Origin of the sequence: Kitasatospora sp. NPDC057015 (assembly GCF_042673745.1) — a bacterium.
GTDB lineage: Bacteria > Actinomycetota > Actinomycetes > Streptomycetales > Streptomycetaceae > Kitasatospora.
On the sequence record NZ_JBHUSG010000001.1, the window covers coordinates 72,024 to 90,975 of the forward strand.

The following is an 18,952-nucleotide window of genomic DNA, read 5'->3' on the forward strand; positions in this document are numbered from 1 at the left end:
CGGTCCGGGGCGGCCGGGACACATCGGTGTCAGACCGGCAGGGCGTCGACGGTGGGGACGACCGTGCCGAACAGGTCGGTGATGGTGGTCAGGGCGGCGGCCTGGAGGGCGGCCGCCGACAGGACGGCGCCGTCCGGGGTGGTGAGGGCACGGGTGGCGGTGGCCTCGGCGACGACGGTGGGGCGGTAGCCGAGGTTGAAGGCGCCCTGGGACGTGTGGTTGACGCACATGTGGGTCATGAAGCCGGCGATGACCAGGTCCCTGCCGGCGCCCGGCGCGGCGCCCAGGTCGGTCAGGATCTTCTCCAATTCGGTGCGGTGGAAGGCGTTGGGGACCTGCTTGACCACGACCGCCTCACCGGCCGCCGGGGCCACCTCGTCGCTGATGGCGCCGATCCGGGCACGGATGTCGTAGGGGGTGTTCTCACCGCCGTCGTTGACGACGTGGACGACCGGGGTGCCGGCGGCCCGGGCGCGCTCCAGCAACCGGGCGCCGGCGGCGAGGGCCTGCTCGGCGCCCTCCAGGGCCATCACGCCGGTGCGGTAGGTGTTCTGGAAGTCGATCATGATGAGGACCGACTCGCCCAGCCGGGGCGGCCGGTTGTCCAGGCCGAAGACCTCGCGCAGGCTGCTGGAGGGCGGGGCGTCGGTGACGGACCGGGCGGTGGCGGACCGGTCGGTGGAACGCTGGTCGGTGGAGGGCTGGTTCGTGGTCATCGGAAGCCTTTCGTGGCAGGTGGAAGCAGGCATGGCGAAGCAGAGCGCCGTACCTGCGCACTCGGGGGGCGCGGTGGGAACCGCTGGAGGGAGCGGTCCGGGGATCGGGCCCCGGACCGGATGGTCGGCCGTCAGGCGGTCAGACAGCCGGACGGTCAGGCGGTCAGGCAGTCAGATGGTCAGGCGGTCAGGCGGTCAAGGTGCGGAACCGGCGGCGGTAGGCGGCGGGTGTGGTGGCGAGCTGGCGGCGGAACGCCCGGTGCAGGGTCTCCGCCGAGCCCAGTCCGGCCGCCGCCGCGACCCGGTCGAGCGCGCCGTCGGTGGTCTCCAGCAGGCGCCGGGCCACCTCGACCCGGGCGGCCTCGACGTAGGAGGCGGGGCTGGCGCCCGTCTCCTGCTTGAAGACGCGGGCGAAGTGCCGCTCGCTCAGGCACATCCGGGCCGCGAGCACCTCCGCGGACAGGTCCTGGTCGAGGTGCTCGGCGATCCACAGGCGCAGCTCGTCGATGTCGCGGCGGTCCGAGGCGGGCCGGCTGAGCGGGACGGAGAACTGGCTCTGCCCGCCCTGCCGCTTGAGGTACATCACCAGCTGCCGGGCCACCGCCAGCGCGACCTCCTCGCCCAGGTCCTCCGCCACCAGGGCGAGCGCGAGGTCCAGGCAGGCGCTGATGCCGGCGCCCGTCCACAGCCGGCCGCGGTCGGCCCGGACGAAGATCGGGTCCGGGTCGACGGTGACGGCCGGATGGTCGGCGGCGAGCTGGGCGGCGGTCGACCAGTGCGTGGTCGCCGTCCTCCCGTCCAGCAGGCCGGCCGCCGCCAGCACGTGCGCGCCGACGCACACCGATGCCACCCGGCGGGCGTGCGGCGCGGTCTCCTTCACCCAGGCCACGACGTCGGTGTCGATCCGGGCCACCGGGCCGTCCTCGGTCAGGTCGACCGCACCGGGCACCAGCAGGGTGTCCACCTGCCCGCCGACCTCGTCGAAGGCGAGATCGGCCAGCAGTCGCACGCCGGCCGAGGTCCGTACCGCGCCGGCGACCGGCCCGGCGAGGCGGACCCGGTAGCCGGCGCGGCCCGCGGTCTGCCGGTTGGCCAGCGCGAAGACCTCGGCCGGGCCGGTGACGTCGAGGAGGTCGACGTCGGGGAAGACCGCGATGACGACACGGTGCGGAAGGGGCATGAGCCCATCCTCTCCGCGCCACACCATGACCACAATGACGGTCTGGCGTCACATTCGGACACGCCGCCGGCAACGGACCTCCACGAGGCGGCCCGTCACGCGGGCCGGCCCGTCACGCGGCGCCGGCCCGTCACGCGGCGCTGGGCGCAGGTGCCGGCTCCGGGTGCGGCGTCCGATCGCGTCGCGGGAGGAGGAGCGGGGTGGCCAGGAGCAGCAGACCGGCGACGGCGATCGCGGTACGGGGGCCGGTGACGCCGGCCAGCAACCCCAGCGACGCGGTCAGCAGCGCGGTGACGGCCTTCGCGCTCACCGACCACGCGGACAGGGTGCGGACGGCCCGGTCCGCCGCCGTCAGGTCCAGCCGGTGGGCCGCGAACACCGGGTTGAACACACCCATGCAGGTGATCAGTCCGAGTTCGACGGCGATGACCAGCAGGAGCCCCCCGGTGCCGGGGCCGACGAAGGCCAACCCGAGCGACCAGCACCCGCGCAGGATCCCGGTGGTGCGCATGACCCGCTGCCGCCCGTACCGCGCGACCAGGGGACCGGCCAGCCGGGAGCCGAGGAGGCCGCCGACGCAGGGCGCCGCGAAGGCGAGGCCGTACTGCCAGGGGGCGAAGCCGAGCGGGCCGAGCAGGAGGACGGCGAGGAGCGGCGCGGTGGCCATGATCAGGCTGTTGACCAGGACGGTGTTGAAGAACAGCGGGCGCAGCTCCCGGTGGGCCAGGATGTGGCGCCATCCTTCGAGCAGGTCGCCGGCCCGGAGCCGTGATCCGCCGGTCCGTACGGGACGCGGCTCGCCGCCGCCGATCGCGCGGATCCCCACGGCCGACAGCAGGAAGCTCACGGCGTCGGCCACGATCGTCACCACCGGGCCGAACAGCCCGATCGCGGCCCCGCCGAGCGGCGGTCCGAGCATGGTCGCGGTCCAGTTCGTGGACTCGAACCGGGCGTTGGCCGTGAGCAGGTCCTCGGGCGGCACGAAGGTCTTCAGGTGCGCGCCGCCGGCCGCGGTGAAGGTGATCCCGGCCGCGGCGACCACCACCGAGACGACCAGGAGCTGGGCGAAGCCGAGCAGGCCGAGCGCGTAGGCGGCGGGAACGGTCATGAGGGCCGCGAACCGGGCGAGGTCCATCGCGATCATCACCGGCCGCTTGCGGCGGAACTCCACCCACGGGCCGAGCGGCACCGCGACCAGCGCCCCGACCGCCGCCGCGGAGGCGGCCAGCACCGACACCGCCGCCGGCCCGGAGTGCAGCACCAGCACGGCGGTCACGGGGAGCGCGTCGAAGGCGAGCCAGGTGCCGCACGCACTGACCCCGTACGCCGCCCAGAGCCACCCGAACGGCCGCCCCAACGATCTCCTGCCCGCCATCTCCAGCGCTTCCCTCGACCATCCGACCGGGCGACCCCGTGTCGACCCGTGACAGCAAAGCGGCTGGGTGGTTCGGGGTCAAACCCGACCGGCCCTCGCCGACCGGGCGGGCGCGCGCCGAGGGCCGTGCGCCGTCCGCCGCGCCGGCTGGTAGGGAGAAGAGCGGTCGAGGAGTGCGGGTCGGGGTCAGCCCTCACCGGACGCGCGCCGCGCGAGGTTCTCCCGCAGGCCGGCCAGCCGGGCCAGCTCGGCGTCGAGCACGGCCAGCCGTCGGCCGACCACCCCGGAGCCGGGGGTGCCCGGCTCGACGGACCCGCACCGCGGCGGCTGGTCCCCGTCGAGCAGGTGGAGGCGGTCGGCGCAGCCGCGCAGGTCCTCGACGGTCAGGCCGAGGGCCAGCAGGTCGCGGATGACGCGGACCCGGGCCACCTCCGCGGGCCCGTACTCGCGCTGGCCGGAGGCCGTGCGGACGGGCGGGGGCAGCAGGCCGCGCTGCTCGTAGAACCGCAGTGCCCGAGGTGTCGCCCCGGTGGCCGCCGCCGCCTCACCGATCCGCATCCCGCCCCGCCCTCCCTGTCGGCACCGGTCGGGTCGGCCGACCGGGCACCGCACCAACGCCGTTACACGTCCACCACGACGGCCCCGAAGTGCCGGCCCTCGATCATCTCCTGCAACGCCAGCGGCGCGCGATCGATGCCCGCGATCCGCGTGTGCGGGAAGACGATCTCCCCGGAGCGCAGCCAGGCGCCGAACCGGCCGATCCACTCCTGCTCCACGTCGGGGTGGTCGACGCCGCTGTAGCCGCGCATCGAGATGCCCTTGACGAGGAAGCGGAAGGCGTCGATCTCCACCGGCGCGCTGCCGCCGGCCCGGTCCGGTGACATCTGCCCGGCCAGCGCGCCGACCAGGGCGAACCGCGCGCCCTGCCGGGCCGCGTCGATGGCGGCGACGAGGTGGTCGCCCGCGACGGTGTCCAGCAGGACGTCGATGCCCTCCGGCGCCGCCTCGGCGAGCTGGGCCGTCAGGGGGCCGGCGCCCCTCAGCACGACGGCGTCGTAGCCGAGTTCGGCGATCAGGCGGTCGGCCTTCTCCGGCGAGCCGGTGCTGCCGATCACCCGCCGGGCGCCGAGCAGTCGGGCGATCTGCCCGGCCAGGGAGCCGACGGCCCCGGCCGCGCCGGTGACGAGGACGGTGTCGCCGGTGCGGACCTCCGCCAGGCGGGTCAGCGCGCCGTACGCGGCGGACCCCGGGGAGAGGTGGGCGACGGCGTCGGGCAGCGTGTCGTCCACCGGGGTGCACCGGGCGCCGGGCACCAGGGCGTACTCCCGCCAGCCGAGCAGGTGGACGACGGTGTCGCCGGGTCGCAGCGGACTGTCGGCCGGTGCGGCCACGACCTCGCCGACGGCGGGGCCGAACAGCGGGTCACCGCTGCGCAGCGGCGGCAGCGGGAGGCCGTCGGTCTCCCCGCCGATCAGGGTGCGCAGGCCGGGGAAGACCACGAAGTGGCGGTTGCGCACGAGTACCTCACCCGCTCCGGGCCGGGGCAGCGCGGTCTCGACGACGGCGAAGTGCTCCTGCCTGGGCAGGCCCCCGGGGGTGGCGGCGAGCCGGACCTCGCGGGCACTGCGCGGGAGGGATGCGGTCATGTTGGGCCTCCTGAAAGGGAGTTCGGAGCGGGGCGGCAGGGCTGCGCCGCCGGACACCGAGACGCTAACCGTTGACGCGCGGGTCAGGGTCAAGCCCGGCCGGCCCCGGGAGGTCGGGCCGGCGGTGCTATCCGCCGCTCCCCGCGCCGGTCGAGCGCATCCGGCCCTCCAGGGCGAGCACCTCAGCGAGGGCGGGGGCGTACAGCGCCGGCACCTCGGCCGCGAGCGGGCGCAGGATCCCGACCGCCTCCTCGGCGGCGGCCAGCCCCGCGGGCAGGTCGACCGAGGCCTCGGCCCGGACCCGGGCGAAGAAGGCGAGGGCCAGGGCGAGGTCGCCCCGCCGCGCCACGGGGTTGATCGCGGCCTGCTCCCGCATCATCGCCAGCGCCTGGACCGTCACCTCGACCGCCGCCGCGTACCGGCCCAGGTCGGCCAGCGCGGCCGCGAACAGCGTCAGGGAATCGGCCAGCAGCGCGCCGTGGACGCCGGGTTCGGCGCGGTCCAGCTCCCGGAGGATCTCGACCGACTCCTGGGCGGCCGCCAGCGACTCCTCCCGGCGCACGTGCATCCGGGCCACGTTGCCGAGCCCCATCGCCAGGTCCCGCCGGTGGACCGCCGGGTTGACCGCCGCCAGCTTCCGGAAGAGTGCCACGGCCTCCTGTGCGGCCTTCAGGGCCCGGCGGCTCCTGTTCCGGGCCGACAGGCGCCGGGCCAGGTTGTTCAGGGCCTGCGCGAGCCCGGGGGTGTGGGTGGCCGGGTCCGTGGCGGCCAGCCTGCGGTGCAGGGTGACGGACTCCTTGGTGACCTTCAGCGCCTCGACGTGCAGGCCCAGTCGGGACAGCACCACGCCGAGCAGGTTGAGGGCGGTGGCGAGCTGCACCCGGTGGAGGACGTCCGTACGGGCCGGCCCGCGGTACAGGCGGACGGACTCCCGGGTCAGGACGACCGCCTCCTGCGGCCGCCCGAGTCCCCACAGGGCGGTGCCGAGGCCCAGCAGGGTGGCGGCCAACGGTGCGGCGAACGGCACGTCGGTCTGCTGCGCGCGGGCCATGGCGACGGCTTCGGTGGCGGTGCGCAGGCAGTCGTCCCACCGCCCCAGCTTGGCCAGCGCCTCGCAGCGCAGGACCAGGGCGTAGGCGAGCAGGTCCGCCGGGGAGCCGGGCCCGGCATCGGGGCCGGTCCGTCGGCCCCGGGGCGTCCGCGGGCGGGGCACCGTACCGGTGGACGGGGCGGCCGTGCCCGCCTCCCGGAGGAGTCGGGCGGCCTCGTCCGTCGCCGCCAGGGCCTCCTCGTAGCGACCGGAGGCCACCAGGCGACCGCTCAGCTCGAAGGCCGATCGGGCCCGGTCAGCCACCTCTTCGGCCGGCGTCTCGTCCTGCATGCGGCTCCTCCGGCTCGGGGTGCCGGGCCCCGGTGAGTGAGGGAGGTACCACCGCAGGCCCGGTCTGATCTGTGAACTCACGTGTCACAGAAGCGAACTGATGCACCGGCAGCACACCCGCAGCAGGCCTGCCGCCTTTCGCCAGTATGCCCGGACGGGCCGCCCGCGGACCGGAGAACGCCGATCCGCGCCCGCCCGTCGCACGCGCGGTGCGGCCGGCCGTCCAGGACCTCCGCGCACCCGGCGGACTCCTTGTGAATTTCCTGATGCTGCGTCAATCTTTTCTGGGGACATACCATTTGACGGCACCGGGGTGCAGCCGTTCGACGCGCCCCGCGCCCGCGCACCCGGCCAGGTCGGCCGCACCACCAGCCCGTCGGGGCGGGTGGCCGCCGCGACCGTCGGGGCGCCTCCAGGGGGAAGGAACGCCGATGACAGCACGGCGGCAGGTGTGGCGGGGGCTGGCCGCAGGGGGCCTGGCCGCGGCGCTCGCACTGGGCGCGGGCGGCGTGCTGCCGGCCGCGGCGAGCAGCCCGGAGGGTGTCGTCCGGGGCGCCGGCACACCGGGCACGATCGCGGGCAGCTACCTCGTCCTCCTCACCCCGCAGGCGGCGAAGTCCGTCGCCGGGCAGGGCGCCTCGCTCACCGCCCACTACGGCGGCAAGGTCCGGCGCAGCTTCGACGCGGCGCTGCACGGGTTCTCCGCCGAGCTCTCCGAGCGCCAGGCGCGCCGCCTGGCCGCCGATCCGGCGGTCGCCGAGGTCGTCCAGAACCGCCGGGTCTCCCTCGACGGGAGTCAGTCGGCGCCGCCGTCCTGGGGGCTGGACCGGATCGACCAGCGGCGCCCGCCGATGACCGACCGCTTCGACTACCCGGCCTCCGCCGGGCGGGGTGTGACGGCGTACGTCGTCGACACCGGTGTGCGGATCAGCCACGAGGAGTTCGGCGGCTGGGCCTCGTACGGGTTCGACGCCGTCGACGGGGACTCCGACGCCGACGACGGGCACGGGCACGGCACCCATGTGGCCGCCACCGTGGCCGGCGCCACGTACGGCGTGGCCAAGCAGGCCTCGGTGGTGGCCGTGCGGGTCCTCGACAACGGCGGTAGCGGGACGGTCGAGGGGGTCGTCGCCGGGATCGACTGGGTGACCGCCCACGCCGTCAGGCCGGCGGTCGTCAACCTGAGCCTGGGCGGCGACCCCGACGACGTGCTGGACACCGCCGTCCGCAACTCGATCGCCTCCGGGCTGACGTACACCGTCGCGGCGGGCAACGACAGCCTGGACGCCTCGCAGCACTCCCCCGCCCGGGTGCCCACGGCCATCACCGTGGGGTCGACCGAGAGCGACGACAGCGCCTCCTGGTTCTCCAACTTCGGTCCGCTGGTGGACCTCTACGCGCCCGGTTCGGACATCACCTCGGCGGGGATCGCCTACGACGAGGACTACACCACGATGTCGGGCACCTCGATGGCCTCCCCGCACGTCGCGGGCGCCGCCGCCCTCTACCTGGCCGACCACCGCACGGCCACCCCCGCCCAGGTGGCCGCCGCACTCACCTCGGCCGCCACCACCGGCTCCCTGCACGGGCTGGAGCCGGGCACGCCCGACCGGCTGCTGTACACCGGGAGCATCCCGAACCGCCCGCCCGGCCCGCGGTTCACCAACGCCGTCGACGTGCCGATCGAGGAGGCCCCGATCGAGTCGTCGGTGACCGTGACCGGCGTCGCCGGCCGCGCTCCGGCCAACCTGGACGTCGTGGTCGACGTCGTCCACCAGTGGCCCGACGACCTGGTCATCGACCTGGTCGCCCCCGACGGCACCGCCTACCGGCTGAAGGAGGCGCTCTTCGCCGGCTCGTTCAACGCGGGCGTGCACACGATCTTCGGCTTGGACGCCTCGGCCAGGACGGCCAACGGGGTCTGGCGGCTGCGGGTGACCGGCGGCTCCGAGTACTTCGCCGGCTATCTCGACTACTGGGCCCTGCAGTTCTGAGGCCGGCGGCCCGTTCCCGTCCGGCCGGCGCCGGGCGGGGGCGGGCCGCGGAGTGAGCGGGCTGGGGAGTGAGCGGGCCGCGGCGGGAGCTACTCGGGACGACGGGATCCGCGGGCACGTCCCCGCGACCCACCGGTGCGCTCCGGAGCCACGCCGGCACCCGAACGGGTGACCCTGCGAACAGCGGGTGCCGGGACGGCCCCCAACGGTGGCGAACCCGGCCCCTTCGGGGTTGGATCGTGCCCGACTGCTCCGTCCCGGTTCGGTGAGAGTTGGGTCCTCAACGTGAACAGCCCGCATCGCGAGCCCGACCCGGGCGCGGACCACCTCGACCGGGCTCTGCTGAACGCGCTCTTCTCGCAGTCCCCCGTCGGCCTGCACCTGCTGGACCCGGGACTGCGGCTGATCCGCGTCAACGCCGCGGCACGGCTGATCCGGGAGTTCCCGATCGACCGCTTCCTCGGCCGCTCCCTCACCGAGGTCCTGCGGGCCTTCGACGTCTCCGACCCCGAGTTCGTCGAGCGGACCGCCCGCAGGGTGCTGGAGACCGGCAGACCCGTCCCGGACCTGCGCATCCGCGCGCGCAACCGCGACAACCCGCCCCGCGAGGCGGTGGCCTCGGTGGCCTGCTTCCGCCTCCAGGACGCCGACGCCGGCGTGCTCGGGGTGGCGTTCGCCATCACCGACATCACCCCCCGGGCCCGCGCCGAGGCCCGGCTGCGCCTGCTCAACCGGGCCGCCACCGGCATCGGGACCACCCTGGACATCTTCCGCACGGCGGAGGAGATCTGCGACGTCGTGGTGCCGGACCTCGCCGAGGCCGTGGCGGTGGACGTGCTGGACCCGGTCCTGCGCGGCGAGGCCCCCGCGGCCGGGGCCGTGCTCGACAACGCGCCACTGCGCCGAGCGGGCTTCCGCTCGCTGGCCGACGTCTCCCGCCAGGGCGTGCCGTCCGTCGGCGACGTCGGCACCTACCCGGTCGGCACGCCGTACCGGCAGGCGCTGGCGGACCTCGCCCCGGTGCTCATCCCGCACCTGGACGAGAACACCCCCTGGCTGGACCCGAGCCGCAGGCGCGACAGCCGGATCATCGGCGCCGGGGTGCACTCGATGATGGTGCTGCCGATGCGCGCCCGGGGCGTCGTCCTCGGGCTGGTCAGCCTCTACCGCTGGCGCAATCCCCTCCCGTTCGACCGCGAGGACCTGGCGCTCGCCGAGCAGCTCACCTCGCGGGCCGCGCTGTGCCTGGACAACGCCCGCCTGTACTCCCGCGAGCGGTCGGTGGCGCGGATCCTCCAACGCGACCTGCGCCAGCCCGCCGGCCCGTCCGGCTCCGCCGTGGAGACCGCCCACGCCTACCTGCCCGCCGGCGACGGCGGCGGCTGGTTCGACGTCATCCCGCTCTCCGGGGCCCGGGTGGCGCTGGCCGCGGGCGACACCATCGGGCACCCCGTCAACGCGGCCGCCGCGATGGGCGAGCTGCGTGCCGCCCTGGCCGCCCTGTCGGACCTCGACCTGCCACCGGACGAGATCCTGGAACGGCTGCACGACCTCGCCGGCCAGCCCGGGGCCGCCCCGGGCGGCGAGCCCCCCGAGGACGCCTGCCGGGCGAGCTGCCTGTACGCGGTCTACGACCCGGTGAACCGCCTCTGCACCATGTCCAGTGCCGGGCACCCCCCGCCGGTACTGATCCATCCGAACGGCGAGGTGGAACCGCTCGTCCTGCCCGCCGGGCCCATGCTCGGACAGGCGACCGGACGGTACGCCGTGCACGAGCGCACCCTCCCGGAGGGCAGCACGCTGCTGCTCTACAACCCGGCCCTGCTCGGCGCCGGCCCGGCCCCCGACCACTCCGAACCGGCGCTCGGCGGCTCGGGCCCGGCGCTGGACGCGCTGCGCCGGGTGACCGCCACCGCCCGCGCCTCGCTCCAGGACACCTGCGACGCGATCGCCGACGCCCTGGCACCGGAACAGCCGGTACGGGACATCGTCCTCCTACTGGCCCGCACCCACGGGCTCGACGCCGAGCACACGGCCTCGTGGACGCTCCCCGGCTCGCTCCGGGCCGCCGCCGAGGCCCGGAAGCTGGCCACCGCGCAACTGGCCGCCTGGGGGTTGGAGGAGCTCACGGACAGCACCCAGCTGATCGTCAGCGAGCTCGTCACCAACGCCGTCCGCTATGCCGACGGCCCCGTGCGGCTGCGGCTGCTGCGCGACCGGACGCTGATCTGCGAGATCTCCGACGACAGCAGCACCGCCCCGCGGCTGCGCCGCGCCGACGACGCCGACGAGGGCGGCCGCGGGCTCTTCATCACCGCCCAGCTCACCGACCGGTGGGGCGTGCGCCCCGGAGAGCGCGGCAAGACCATCTGGGCGGAGCAGCCGCTGCCCCCGCCGACCGCCCCGGACGGCCCCGGCGAGGGTCCGTCCGGGGCTCAGGGCTCCTAGGACCCGTCCTGGGCGGCGGCCAGGGACTCCCTGGTCGGCCGGCCGTGGCCGGCGTGCCCGGACAGGGCGAGCGTGAGGTCGAGCTCGGCGAGCAGGCAGCGCAGCACGTGGTCGACCCCCTGCTGGCCGGCCAGCGCCAGGCCGTACAGGACGGGCCGCCCCAGCAGCACCGCCCGCGCACCGAGCGCCAGCGCCTTGACGGTGTCGGCGCCCGTCCGCACACCCGAGTCGAACAGCACCGTGATGCGGTCACCCACCGCGTCGGCGATCGCCGGCAGCGCGTCCAGCGCCGCGATCGCGCCGTCCACCTGCCGGCCGCCGTGGTTGGACACCACCACCCCGTCCATCCCGTGGTCCGCCGCGAGCCGCGCGTCCTCGACCGAGCAGATGCCCTTGAGCACGATCGGGCCGTCCCAGTGCTCCCGGAGGAAGGGCAGGTCGCCCCAGCTCAGGCCGTGGTTGGGGAACATCTGCGCCCAGTGCAGCGCCGCGGCCCCCGGATCCTCCTCGACGGGCTTGGCGAGCTTGGCCAGGAACGCCGGATCGGTCAGGTAGTTGGCGATGCCGACGTTGCGCAGGAACGGCAGGAACCCGCGGTCCAGGTCCGCCGGCCGCCAGCCCAGCACGGGCGTGTCCAGGGTGAGCACCAGGACCGAGAAGCCGGACGCCTTGGCCCGCTCCAGGAAGCTCAGGCAGACCTCACGATCGGTGGGCCAGTACAGCTGGTACCAGCGAGGCGCGCCGCCGCCCGCCTCGGCCACCTGCTCGAAGGAGTGCGAGGCCTGGGTGGAGTGGACGTACGGCACGCCGAGCGCCGCCGCCGCCCGAACGGTGGCCAGCTCCCCCTCCGGATGGGCCAGCGTCTGCACACCCATCGGCGCGACCAGCAGCGGCGCAGGCATCGGCGTGCCGAGCACCGTGCAGGAGAGGTCCCGGTCGGCGCTGCCGCGCAGCATCCTCGGGACGATCCGCCACCGGTCGAAGGCCGCGCGGTTCGCCCGGTGGGTCGCCCCGCTGCCGGCGCTCGGCACCACGTACCCGAGGGCCTCCGGCGCGAGCACGGCGCGGGCCTGGTCCTCCAGCGCGGCCAGGTCGGTCGTCAGCTCGGGGGTCAGGTCCGCGAACATGCCGTTCAGGTAGATGCCGAGCTGGTGGTCCCCGAAGTTCCCGGGCGACTGCGGCTGTTCCTGCGTCATGGCTGTCTCCCGGGGCGAGTGGACCGGATCGGACGGGGGCGCGTGCGAGATGAAGCCTGCAAGGGCCCGACCAGGGCGTCAAGGACCGCCGGGCGCGCAGTCGGGCGGCCCGGTCGGCCCCGGACACCCCCGCGACGCGCCGGGGCCACCACCCGGGCCCCGGCGGCTCGGGGGCTCAGACCTTGGCGCCCGCGCACTCGGGGTGTCCCCAGCTGCTGCCGACCTTGGTGATCGGGTCGCCCTTGGCGTACGGGCGGCTGCACGGGCACGTCCCGGGGAACCGCGCCGCCAGGGTCCGGGCACCGCCCGCGGAGCTCCGCTTCGTCGCGCTCCCGGACGTCGCCGCGGATCCGGACCTCGTGGTGGAGGAGGTGCGCGTGGTGGAAGAGGTGCGCGTGCTGCGCCCGGACGAGGCCGCGACGGGATCCGGCACGGGGAGGTCGGCGGCCGTCCCGGCGGAGCCCTCCTGGGTGCGGGCGGCGTCGCTGGCGGCCTTGTCGGCGATCGCGTTCAGCGGATCGCCGTCGACCTGGTGGGCGGGGACGTAGACGAAGGTGACGTCCCGGCCGGTCAGGAGGGCGTCGATCCGCTGGATCAGCTCCTGGTTGGCCACCGGCTTGCCGGCGGCGGTCTTCCAGCCGTTCCGCTTCCAGGCCGCCAGCCACTTGGTCACCGCGTCCCGGGTGTAGGTGCTGTCGAGGCGCACCTCCAGCGACGCGGCGGGATCGGTCGCGGTCAGCAACTGCTCCAACGCGGTCAGCTCACCGATGTTGTTGGTGCTGTGCCCGAGCGGCCCCGCCTGCCAGCGCTGCGGGACGCCGGCGCCGTCGGCGACCACGTAGGCCCAGGCCGCCGGCCCCGGATTGCCCTTGGCGGCTCCGTCGCACGCCGCGATGATTCGTTCAACCATGGGTCGATCATGCCAGGTCAGACAGCCCCCGCGAGCAGCCCGGGGGCACGGCCCGGGAACTCCCCCGGCCCGCCCGCAGACGAGGGCGGGTCGCGGACGTCCGAGGCCGCACGGTAGGTGGCGGCCGGCCCGCAGCGGAAGTCCCGCGCAGGACCGGGATTCTGCGGAATCCAGGTGCGCGGACGGTCCCGGCTGCCATGCTCGGATCCGGGGTCCGGGAACGACGGGGCTCCGACGGGGGGGCGGGTCCCGGATCCGTCATCAGCGATCAACTCCGAAGGCGGGAAAGCATGCTGACGATCGACGGATCCACGACCCTGGACGTGACGGCCGCCTGCAAGGCCATCACCCCGCGACTGAAGGGCGACGCGCCGAAGAACGAGACCTTCGGCGCCACGGTGCTGAAGTCCATCGTGTTCGTGGCGATCGACGAGCAGGCCGCCACCTTCCGGGAGGTGGACGTCATCAGCGTCTACATCCGGCTGCTCGACCAGGCCAAGGCCCAGGTCGTCGAATCCGAGGCGGCCACGCAGTGGTGTCTGGCCAACCTGAACGGACCGCTCGCCGGCGAACTGACCCAGCAGGCGAACGCCCAGGCCACCACCCTCGCCGGCCTGCAGGCCCAGCCCACGGTGGTGATCACCCGAGGCACCAACCCCGTGCAGAGCAAGGCGATCCTGGAGAACCGCACCATGGGCGGCGCACCCCTCGACGGAACCATCGTCACAGCTCCGGCCTCCACCGACGCCGACGCCCAGACGGGATTCGGCGACAAGAAGACCAGCGGTGGCCTGATCGAGGAGTGGTCGCTGGGCGTGCAGTTCGGGTTCGCCAGCGACGGATTCCTGCTCATCGGCGAGGTGAGCACCGCGCTGGTCACCCTTCCCAAGTCCGACCGGGCCGTGGTGATCGGCGAGGCGGGAGTCTGCGGCTACGCCGCGCTCGGGATGCAGCGGGTGACCATCGCCCGGCCGGGCCGTCCGCTCAGCGCGGACCCGGTGCAGTCCCAGCTGGCCGGCATCAACAAGCAGATCGGGCAGAAGAGGATCAACGTGGTCGAGCTGCTGCAGGCGGCCGCCCGGAGCTGACGGGTCCGAAAGGCCCGTGCCCGCCGCCCCGGGTGGGGCGGCGGGCACGGGCGGTGCCGGATTCACCGACGGGCCCGGTCAGCTCGGGGCAGGTCAGCTCGGGGCCGGGCCGGTCGCCTTCGCGTCCGCGTCCGCGTCCGGGCCCGGGTCCGGACGCTCGGAGGCCGGTTCCCCCCGACCCGGATCCTGGGCCGGGACGGACGGCGCGGTGGCTTCCGGGGACGGCCCGGGAGCCGCGGTCGGCGGCTGCTCCGCCCGGGGGGACGGGGGACCGGGGTGGGCGGCCGCAGCGTGGGAGGGGGCCGGGTGGAGGCCGGCGGCCTGCGCCAGTGCGACGTCCAGACTCTCCCGGCGGATCCGGCGGTCGACGTACAACAGCGCGTTGGTCACCGGGATCAGCGGTGCACCGGCCACGCCCACCACCAGCACACCCGTGCACAGGCTGGCCGCCAGTCCGATCACCGACGCCGCGCCGGGCTCCCAGGACCCGTTCACCCCGGTCTCGCCGAGGGCGAACATCAGCACGAAACCGAGGACGAAGAACGGCAACAGCAGGATCTGGGCAACGGTCGAGCCGATCAGACTCACCAGGTACGGGATGCCCAGACTGCGCCACCAGGCACCCTCGTTGAGGCGCCACGCCCGCCGGACGGCGGCCACCGGCCGGACGCCCTCCAGGATCAGGACGGGCATCTGGAGCACCAGCCTGACCTGCGCGTACATCCCCACGCCCACGGAGAGCACCGCCAGCGGGAACAGCAGCAGCGAGAACGGGCCGGCTCCGGCGAGGTCCGCGATGACGACCGGCAGCAGACCGACCGCCATCACGACGAGCAGGCTGAGCCCCAGCAGCAGGAAGGACCCGAACACCGGCCACAGGTACGGCCGTGCCTCGGCGGCCAACTGGCGGGCGGTCACCGGACGGCCCAGCACCGCGTGCTGCACCACCTTCGTCCCGGTGGCCGTCGCGATGACCTGCGTCGCGAGGGCGAAGCCGACCAGCAGCAACCAGCCGCCGCCGGCCACCGCGATCATCGCGGCCAACTGCCCACCGGTCGCCGTCCGGTACGGATCCCGTTGGAGGTCCGCGACGATCCCGGACAGCGCGGCGTCGGCGAAGGCCGCGTAGGCCGGCACCACCAGCAGGACCGCGACCGTCACCCCCAGCAGCTGGTGGTAGAGCACCTTGCCGTACCGGCTGACCACGGCCAGGACCGCACGGAGGATGTCCCCCGTCCCGAGCGGGCGCAGCGGAATCACCCCGGGCTGCGGAGCAACGGGCACGTACGGCTGCCCCTGGGCGCCGGCCCACCCCCACCCCGGCCCGCCCGGCATCCCGGGCGCCCCCGGCGGCGGTCCGGCGGCGCCGGGCGGCGGTCCCCAGTTCACATCGCTCACGGTCTCTTCCCCCTCTTGATCAAGATGTGGAGCGCCGCAGCCTACCGCCCCTCCCAACCCCCTCGGCCACGCGGCCCCACGCGGGTCGCCGAAGGCGTGCCGAACGGGGTTCCGCCTTGGTGGGTGCAGTGATGTGCGCGATGGGGGCACGCCCTGTCGTACGCGTGCGTCGTCGGCAGCGTGGCGGTGGATCGGGGCTGCTGCCGACGCCCAGCGGCGTGGCTGACCAACAGCCAGCCGGCGGTGACCGGAACCGCGGAGACTCAACGGGCGGACCGCTACCGGCCGCGCACAGCTGATCGCGGGATGCAGTCCGCCAGGTCATGGTGGCTGACCTGCTGGCGCAGGGAGGAGAGCCCCACTCGCCAAAATTGGGCCGCTCACGCGGCTGACCCCCGCTGATGCCGGGAGGAGGTCGTCTGGCTGTTGCAGCAGTTCGCGGACGCCGGATGACCCCCGCACCCGCGGGGGTCACCCGCACCGTCCACGCCCCGAACCACGGAACCTCGCCGCCTCGGTCCCGGTGCCTCCCGGTACGGGCCGACCGCGCACTGCCGGGCCGGCTCCGAGAGCGTCTGCGACCTCGACCGGTGTCCGATGCACCGCCCCGGGCGGCTGGTCGGGTCGGGTCGCGCGGCCGTCAGGCGGAGGGCCGGTGCCAGGCGGTGTCGAAGCTGCGGCGGGCGCGGTGCAGGCGGGAGCGGACGGTGCCGACGGGGAGGCCGAGGGTGGCTGCCATCTCCTGTTCGTTGAGGCCGTAGACGGCGCGCAGGGTGAGGATCTGGCGGTGGTGGTCGGGCAGTCGCTCCATCACGTCGGAGATGTGGACGGCGACCAGGGGGTTGGCGTCCTGGACGAGGTCGGGAAGGACGTCGGTGGGGGTCTGGTTCAGCCGGTTGGACGTGCGGATCGCCTCCCGTACGGTGACGGCGCGGACCCAGCCGTAGAAGGCGGTGGGGTCGCGCAGCCCCCGGACGCCGCGGAAGATCGCGAGCATCGCGTCCTGTGCGGCGTCGGCGCTGTGCTCCCGGGCGATCGGGACGCAGAGCTGCCTGACGAAGGACGCGACGTGCAGCAGGAGGTCGTTGACCGCCCGGTGGTCGCCGGCCTTGGCCCGCGCGAGGAGGGCCGCGACGTCCCGTTCGTGCGGTCCGGTCGCGGAGCGGCCGTACTTCTTCGGCGGGGTGGCCGGGTGGGCGCGTTCGGTCGTGCAGGTGCGGGTGTCGGCGGGGCGGACGGTCGGCGTCATCGTGGGCACGCTGCTACTCCACCGTCGCCGTGTCGCCGTCGCGGTCGGCGAAGGACAGCAGGGCCGCCTCCACGTCCGCGCGGATCCCGCCGATCTGCTCGTGTCCGAAACACTCGGTGCTGTAGGGGAGTTCGATGGCGAGGCGACCGTCGAAGGAGGTCACGCAGGCCATCAGCGGTCCGCGCCCGGCCTGCGGGTAGTACTGCTCGCGGACGGGGATGAGGCGCATTCCGGTGAGCCGCAGCCCGGTTGGCGCCGGCGGGCCCGGCACGCTGCCGAGGTTGGTCACGATGAGGCTGGTGGCCAGCAGCGCGGGGTTGCCGATCACCTCGGGCAGGATGTGGGTCTCCGGGACGAAGTCGCCACGCTCGATGGCCGTGCGCAGGTGGGCGACGACCTCGCGGCCGAGTGCGAGCGGGTCGGCGTCGGCGGGCACTTGGAGGATGTCGAGGAATCCCGTGACGGCCGGGATCATCACCTCGCGGCCGATCGGCGGTGTCACCCGGCCGCGCAGGTCCACCGGTGACAGGCATCCCAGGGCCAGCGGTCCGGGGATGCCGCCGAGCCTGCGGCGCAGGGCCGCCAGCAGGGCGCCGCTCACCAGGCCGTGCACCGAGAGTCCGACGGCCCGTGAGTAGCGTACGAGCCGTGCGGTGGCGTCGGATTCGAGCAGCACGCGCTGCACCTGGACGCGCTGGCCGGTCCCGTCACCGCCCAACCCGTCACCGCCCAACCCGTCACCGCCCGGGCCCTCGCCGCCCGGCCCGGTGCTCGGGCCCGCGATCGCCGCCTCGTACGGCAGGAAGGCGATCGGGCCGCGCTTCGACTCGTCGAGGCGGCGGGCGAGGTGCTCCGCGATCCGCTGTTCGGAGCAGTGCGGGAGGAGGTCGGTGGCGGCCTCCGGCCAGTTCTCCTGCCGCGCGTCGGGAACGCCGGCGCCGTCAGCGAGTTCGGCGTAGGTCCGCCAGAGGGCGTCGTGCAGGGCGAGTGCGCTGTGCCCGTCCGTGACGGTGTGGTCCACGCTCAGGACGAAGGTGTGCTCGCCGCTCCCGCGGAGCAGGACGGCGCGGAACAGCGGGCCGTCCGCCGACAACGGGGTGTTCATCTCCTCGGCGAAGGCGCCGGGCCCGAGCGGCCGGACGATCAGGGCCGGTGGCTCGCCCGGCAGCGGCAGGAGGGCGGGGGCGCCTTCGACCAGTCCGACCCGGCTGCGCAGTGAGGGGTGCTGGGCGACCTTGGCGTCGACGGCCGCCCCCAGCAGCTTCTCGTCGACGTCACCGTGGACCTGGCAGGTGAGCACGGCCCTGCTCCGTGAGGCGCTGACGTACAGCGTCTCCGCCGGGGACAACTTGCGGTGCATCTCCACTGGCCTTTCATCGTCTTCGTGCGTCGGTGGGCCGTACGGGATCTCGGGGCGCCCGTCGTCGGGGGCCCCGACGGCGGGCACGGCGGGCGGTGGCACGGCTTGGCCCTGCCCGCCGTCGTGTGCTCTGCCCGGGGGTGTGGACCGGGACGGCCGGCGCCGCGTCGGGTGACGTGGATTCGGGCGGCCTCCGGCCCGGCCGGGACACCGTCGCCGTTGCTCCTCCCGTGCCGGGGAGGTGATTCGGCGCACGGTGAGTGAATTCAAACCCCGGTTCTGGATGAACTCTTGATGGCAGCCGAAGGATCTCCACCGGTCATTTCGAATGAACGAACGACTGGCCCGATCAACGGCATGCCGCCATCGGCTGTGCGGCTTTCCACTGGTTTCCCCCCGAGTGGCTGGTGCATCTGACGTGACGTACGCCGACCAGCCCCCTCATCTCCGGATGAGGTGGGCATGTCGCCTCAGTCAAGCGGAGTCCGGTCTCCTTTTCAAGGGGGCCACAAGCGCCACGGGCATATCCCGACCCGCCGGAACCCCTCGCTGTACCCGGTGTTTGCGCAGGTCAGAGTGACTGTGGGAGGCCAGCGAAACTGACGGTACGTCACTATCGAGACGGCTCGTCCCCAGGGGAGGCGCCCGGGGGCACCTGACCGGGGGCAGCCGAGGGGAGACGGGCGGCGCGGACGGGGGCGTACTCCGGCGCGTTCCCGGACGCTCTTGAAATCCGCGGTGTGCAAAGGGTTGAATGTGCGTCCGGGGGCTGATCGAGCCACCATGCTCCCCGCCGGGCGGTGCCGCGCCAGGGCGATTTCACGGCAGTTCCTCGACACGGTGTGCACCTGCGCTGCCTTCGAGGACGAACAGGACGACGGCCGTGCGTCGCGCGGAAATCGCCGGCGCCGGTTCGACCCGGTCGAGGGTTCCGGCCGCACCGCACCCGCGGCGCCACCGGCGTCCGTGAGCCGGATCCACGCCTGCCGACCACCGCCGGAGAGCCGACGG

14 protein-coding genes are annotated in these 18,952 nt (G+C 74.5%); 3 read left to right on the plus strand and 11 right to left on the minus strand.

The window, feature by feature from the left end:
- Window positions 1-29: 29 nt before the first annotated feature.
- From ACFTWP_RS00310 to ACFTWP_RS00335, 6 genes are all read right to left on the minus strand, one after another.
- Window positions 30-716, minus strand: a complete 687-nt coding sequence (locus tag ACFTWP_RS00310; protein WP_380260985.1) for a cysteine hydrolase family protein — start codon at window positions 714-716, stop codon at window positions 30-32.
- A gap of 187 nt (window positions 717-903) precedes the next feature.
- On the minus strand, window positions 904-1,896 hold the full coding sequence (locus ACFTWP_RS00315; protein WP_380260987.1) for a GlxA family transcriptional regulator: 993 nt from the start codon (window positions 1,894-1,896) through the stop codon (window positions 904-906).
- Between the two features lie 130 nt (window positions 1,897-2,026).
- Complete coding sequence (locus ACFTWP_RS00320) at window positions 2,027-3,271, minus strand: MFS transporter (RefSeq protein WP_380260989.1); 1,245 nt, start codon at window positions 3,269-3,271, stop codon at window positions 2,027-2,029.
- A gap of 186 nt (window positions 3,272-3,457) precedes the next feature.
- Complete coding sequence (locus ACFTWP_RS00325; RefSeq protein WP_380260990.1) at window positions 3,458-3,829, minus strand: MerR family transcriptional regulator; 372 nt, start codon at window positions 3,827-3,829, stop codon at window positions 3,458-3,460.
- Window positions 3,830-3,891: 62 nt separating this feature from the next.
- Window positions 3,892-4,917 carry an MDR family NADP-dependent oxidoreductase gene (locus tag ACFTWP_RS00330; RefSeq protein WP_380260991.1) on the minus strand — a complete coding sequence of 342 codons (1,026 nt, stop codon included), beginning with the start codon at window positions 4,915-4,917 and terminating at the stop codon, window positions 3,892-3,894.
- Window positions 4,918-5,044: 127 nt separating this feature from the next.
- A complete protein-coding gene (locus ACFTWP_RS00335; RefSeq protein ID WP_380260992.1) occupies window positions 5,045-6,298 on the minus strand; it encodes a tetratricopeptide repeat protein in 1,254 nt (417 codons plus the stop codon).
- Window positions 6,299-6,729: 431 nt separating this feature from the next.
- On the opposite strand from ACFTWP_RS00335, the gene ACFTWP_RS00340 reads away from it, so the two are divergent.
- A complete protein-coding gene (locus tag ACFTWP_RS00340) occupies window positions 6,730-8,292 on the plus strand; it encodes a S8 family serine peptidase (RefSeq protein ID WP_380260993.1) in 1,563 nt (520 codons plus the stop codon).
- Between the two features lie 285 nt (window positions 8,293-8,577).
- The gene (locus tag ACFTWP_RS00345; RefSeq protein ID WP_380260994.1) at window positions 8,578-10,740 is read left to right on the plus strand and encodes a SpoIIE family protein phosphatase; all 2,163 of its coding nucleotides are present in this window, start codon (window positions 8,578-8,580) and stop codon (window positions 10,738-10,740) included.
- On the opposite strand, the gene ACFTWP_RS00350 is transcribed toward ACFTWP_RS00345, so the two are convergent.
- Both ACFTWP_RS00350 and ACFTWP_RS00355 read right to left on the minus strand, forming a co-directional pair.
- A complete protein-coding gene (locus ACFTWP_RS00350) occupies window positions 10,737-11,936 on the minus strand; it encodes a lactate 2-monooxygenase (protein WP_380260995.1) in 1,200 nt (399 codons plus the stop codon). The genes ACFTWP_RS00345 and ACFTWP_RS00350 overlap by 4 nt on opposite strands.
- 175 nt (window positions 11,937-12,111) lie before the next feature.
- Window positions 12,112-12,846 carry a ribonuclease H gene (locus ACFTWP_RS00355; RefSeq protein WP_380260996.1) on the minus strand — a complete coding sequence of 245 codons (735 nt, stop codon included), beginning with the start codon at window positions 12,844-12,846 and terminating at the stop codon, window positions 12,112-12,114.
- A 290-nt stretch (window positions 12,847-13,136) separates the two neighbouring features.
- On the opposite strand from ACFTWP_RS00355, the gene ACFTWP_RS00360 reads away from it, so the two are divergent.
- Window positions 13,137-13,934 (plus strand): hypothetical protein, encoded by a 798-nt coding sequence (locus ACFTWP_RS00360; protein WP_380260998.1) that lies wholly within the window; start codon window positions 13,137-13,139, stop codon window positions 13,932-13,934.
- Window positions 13,935-14,027: 93 nt separating this feature from the next.
- Here the strand turns inward: ACFTWP_RS00360 and ACFTWP_RS00365 are convergent, their stop codons facing one another.
- The 3 genes from ACFTWP_RS00365 to ACFTWP_RS00375 all read right to left on the minus strand — a co-directional run bounded on the left by ACFTWP_RS00365 (window position 14,028) and on the right by ACFTWP_RS00375 (window position 17,941).
- Window positions 14,028-15,332, minus strand: coding sequence for a hypothetical protein (locus ACFTWP_RS00365; RefSeq protein WP_380261000.1), 1,305 nt, complete (start codon window positions 15,330-15,332; stop codon window positions 14,028-14,030).
- 640 nt (window positions 15,333-15,972) lie between these two features.
- Window positions 15,973-16,581, minus strand: coding sequence for an RNA polymerase sigma factor (locus tag ACFTWP_RS00370; RefSeq protein WP_380261584.1), 609 nt, complete (start codon window positions 16,579-16,581; stop codon window positions 15,973-15,975).
- 13 nt (window positions 16,582-16,594) lie between these two features.
- A complete protein-coding gene (locus tag ACFTWP_RS00375) occupies window positions 16,595-17,941 on the minus strand; it encodes a protein kinase (RefSeq protein ID WP_380261002.1) in 1,347 nt (448 codons plus the stop codon).
- Window positions 17,942-18,952: the final 1,011 nt, after the last annotated feature.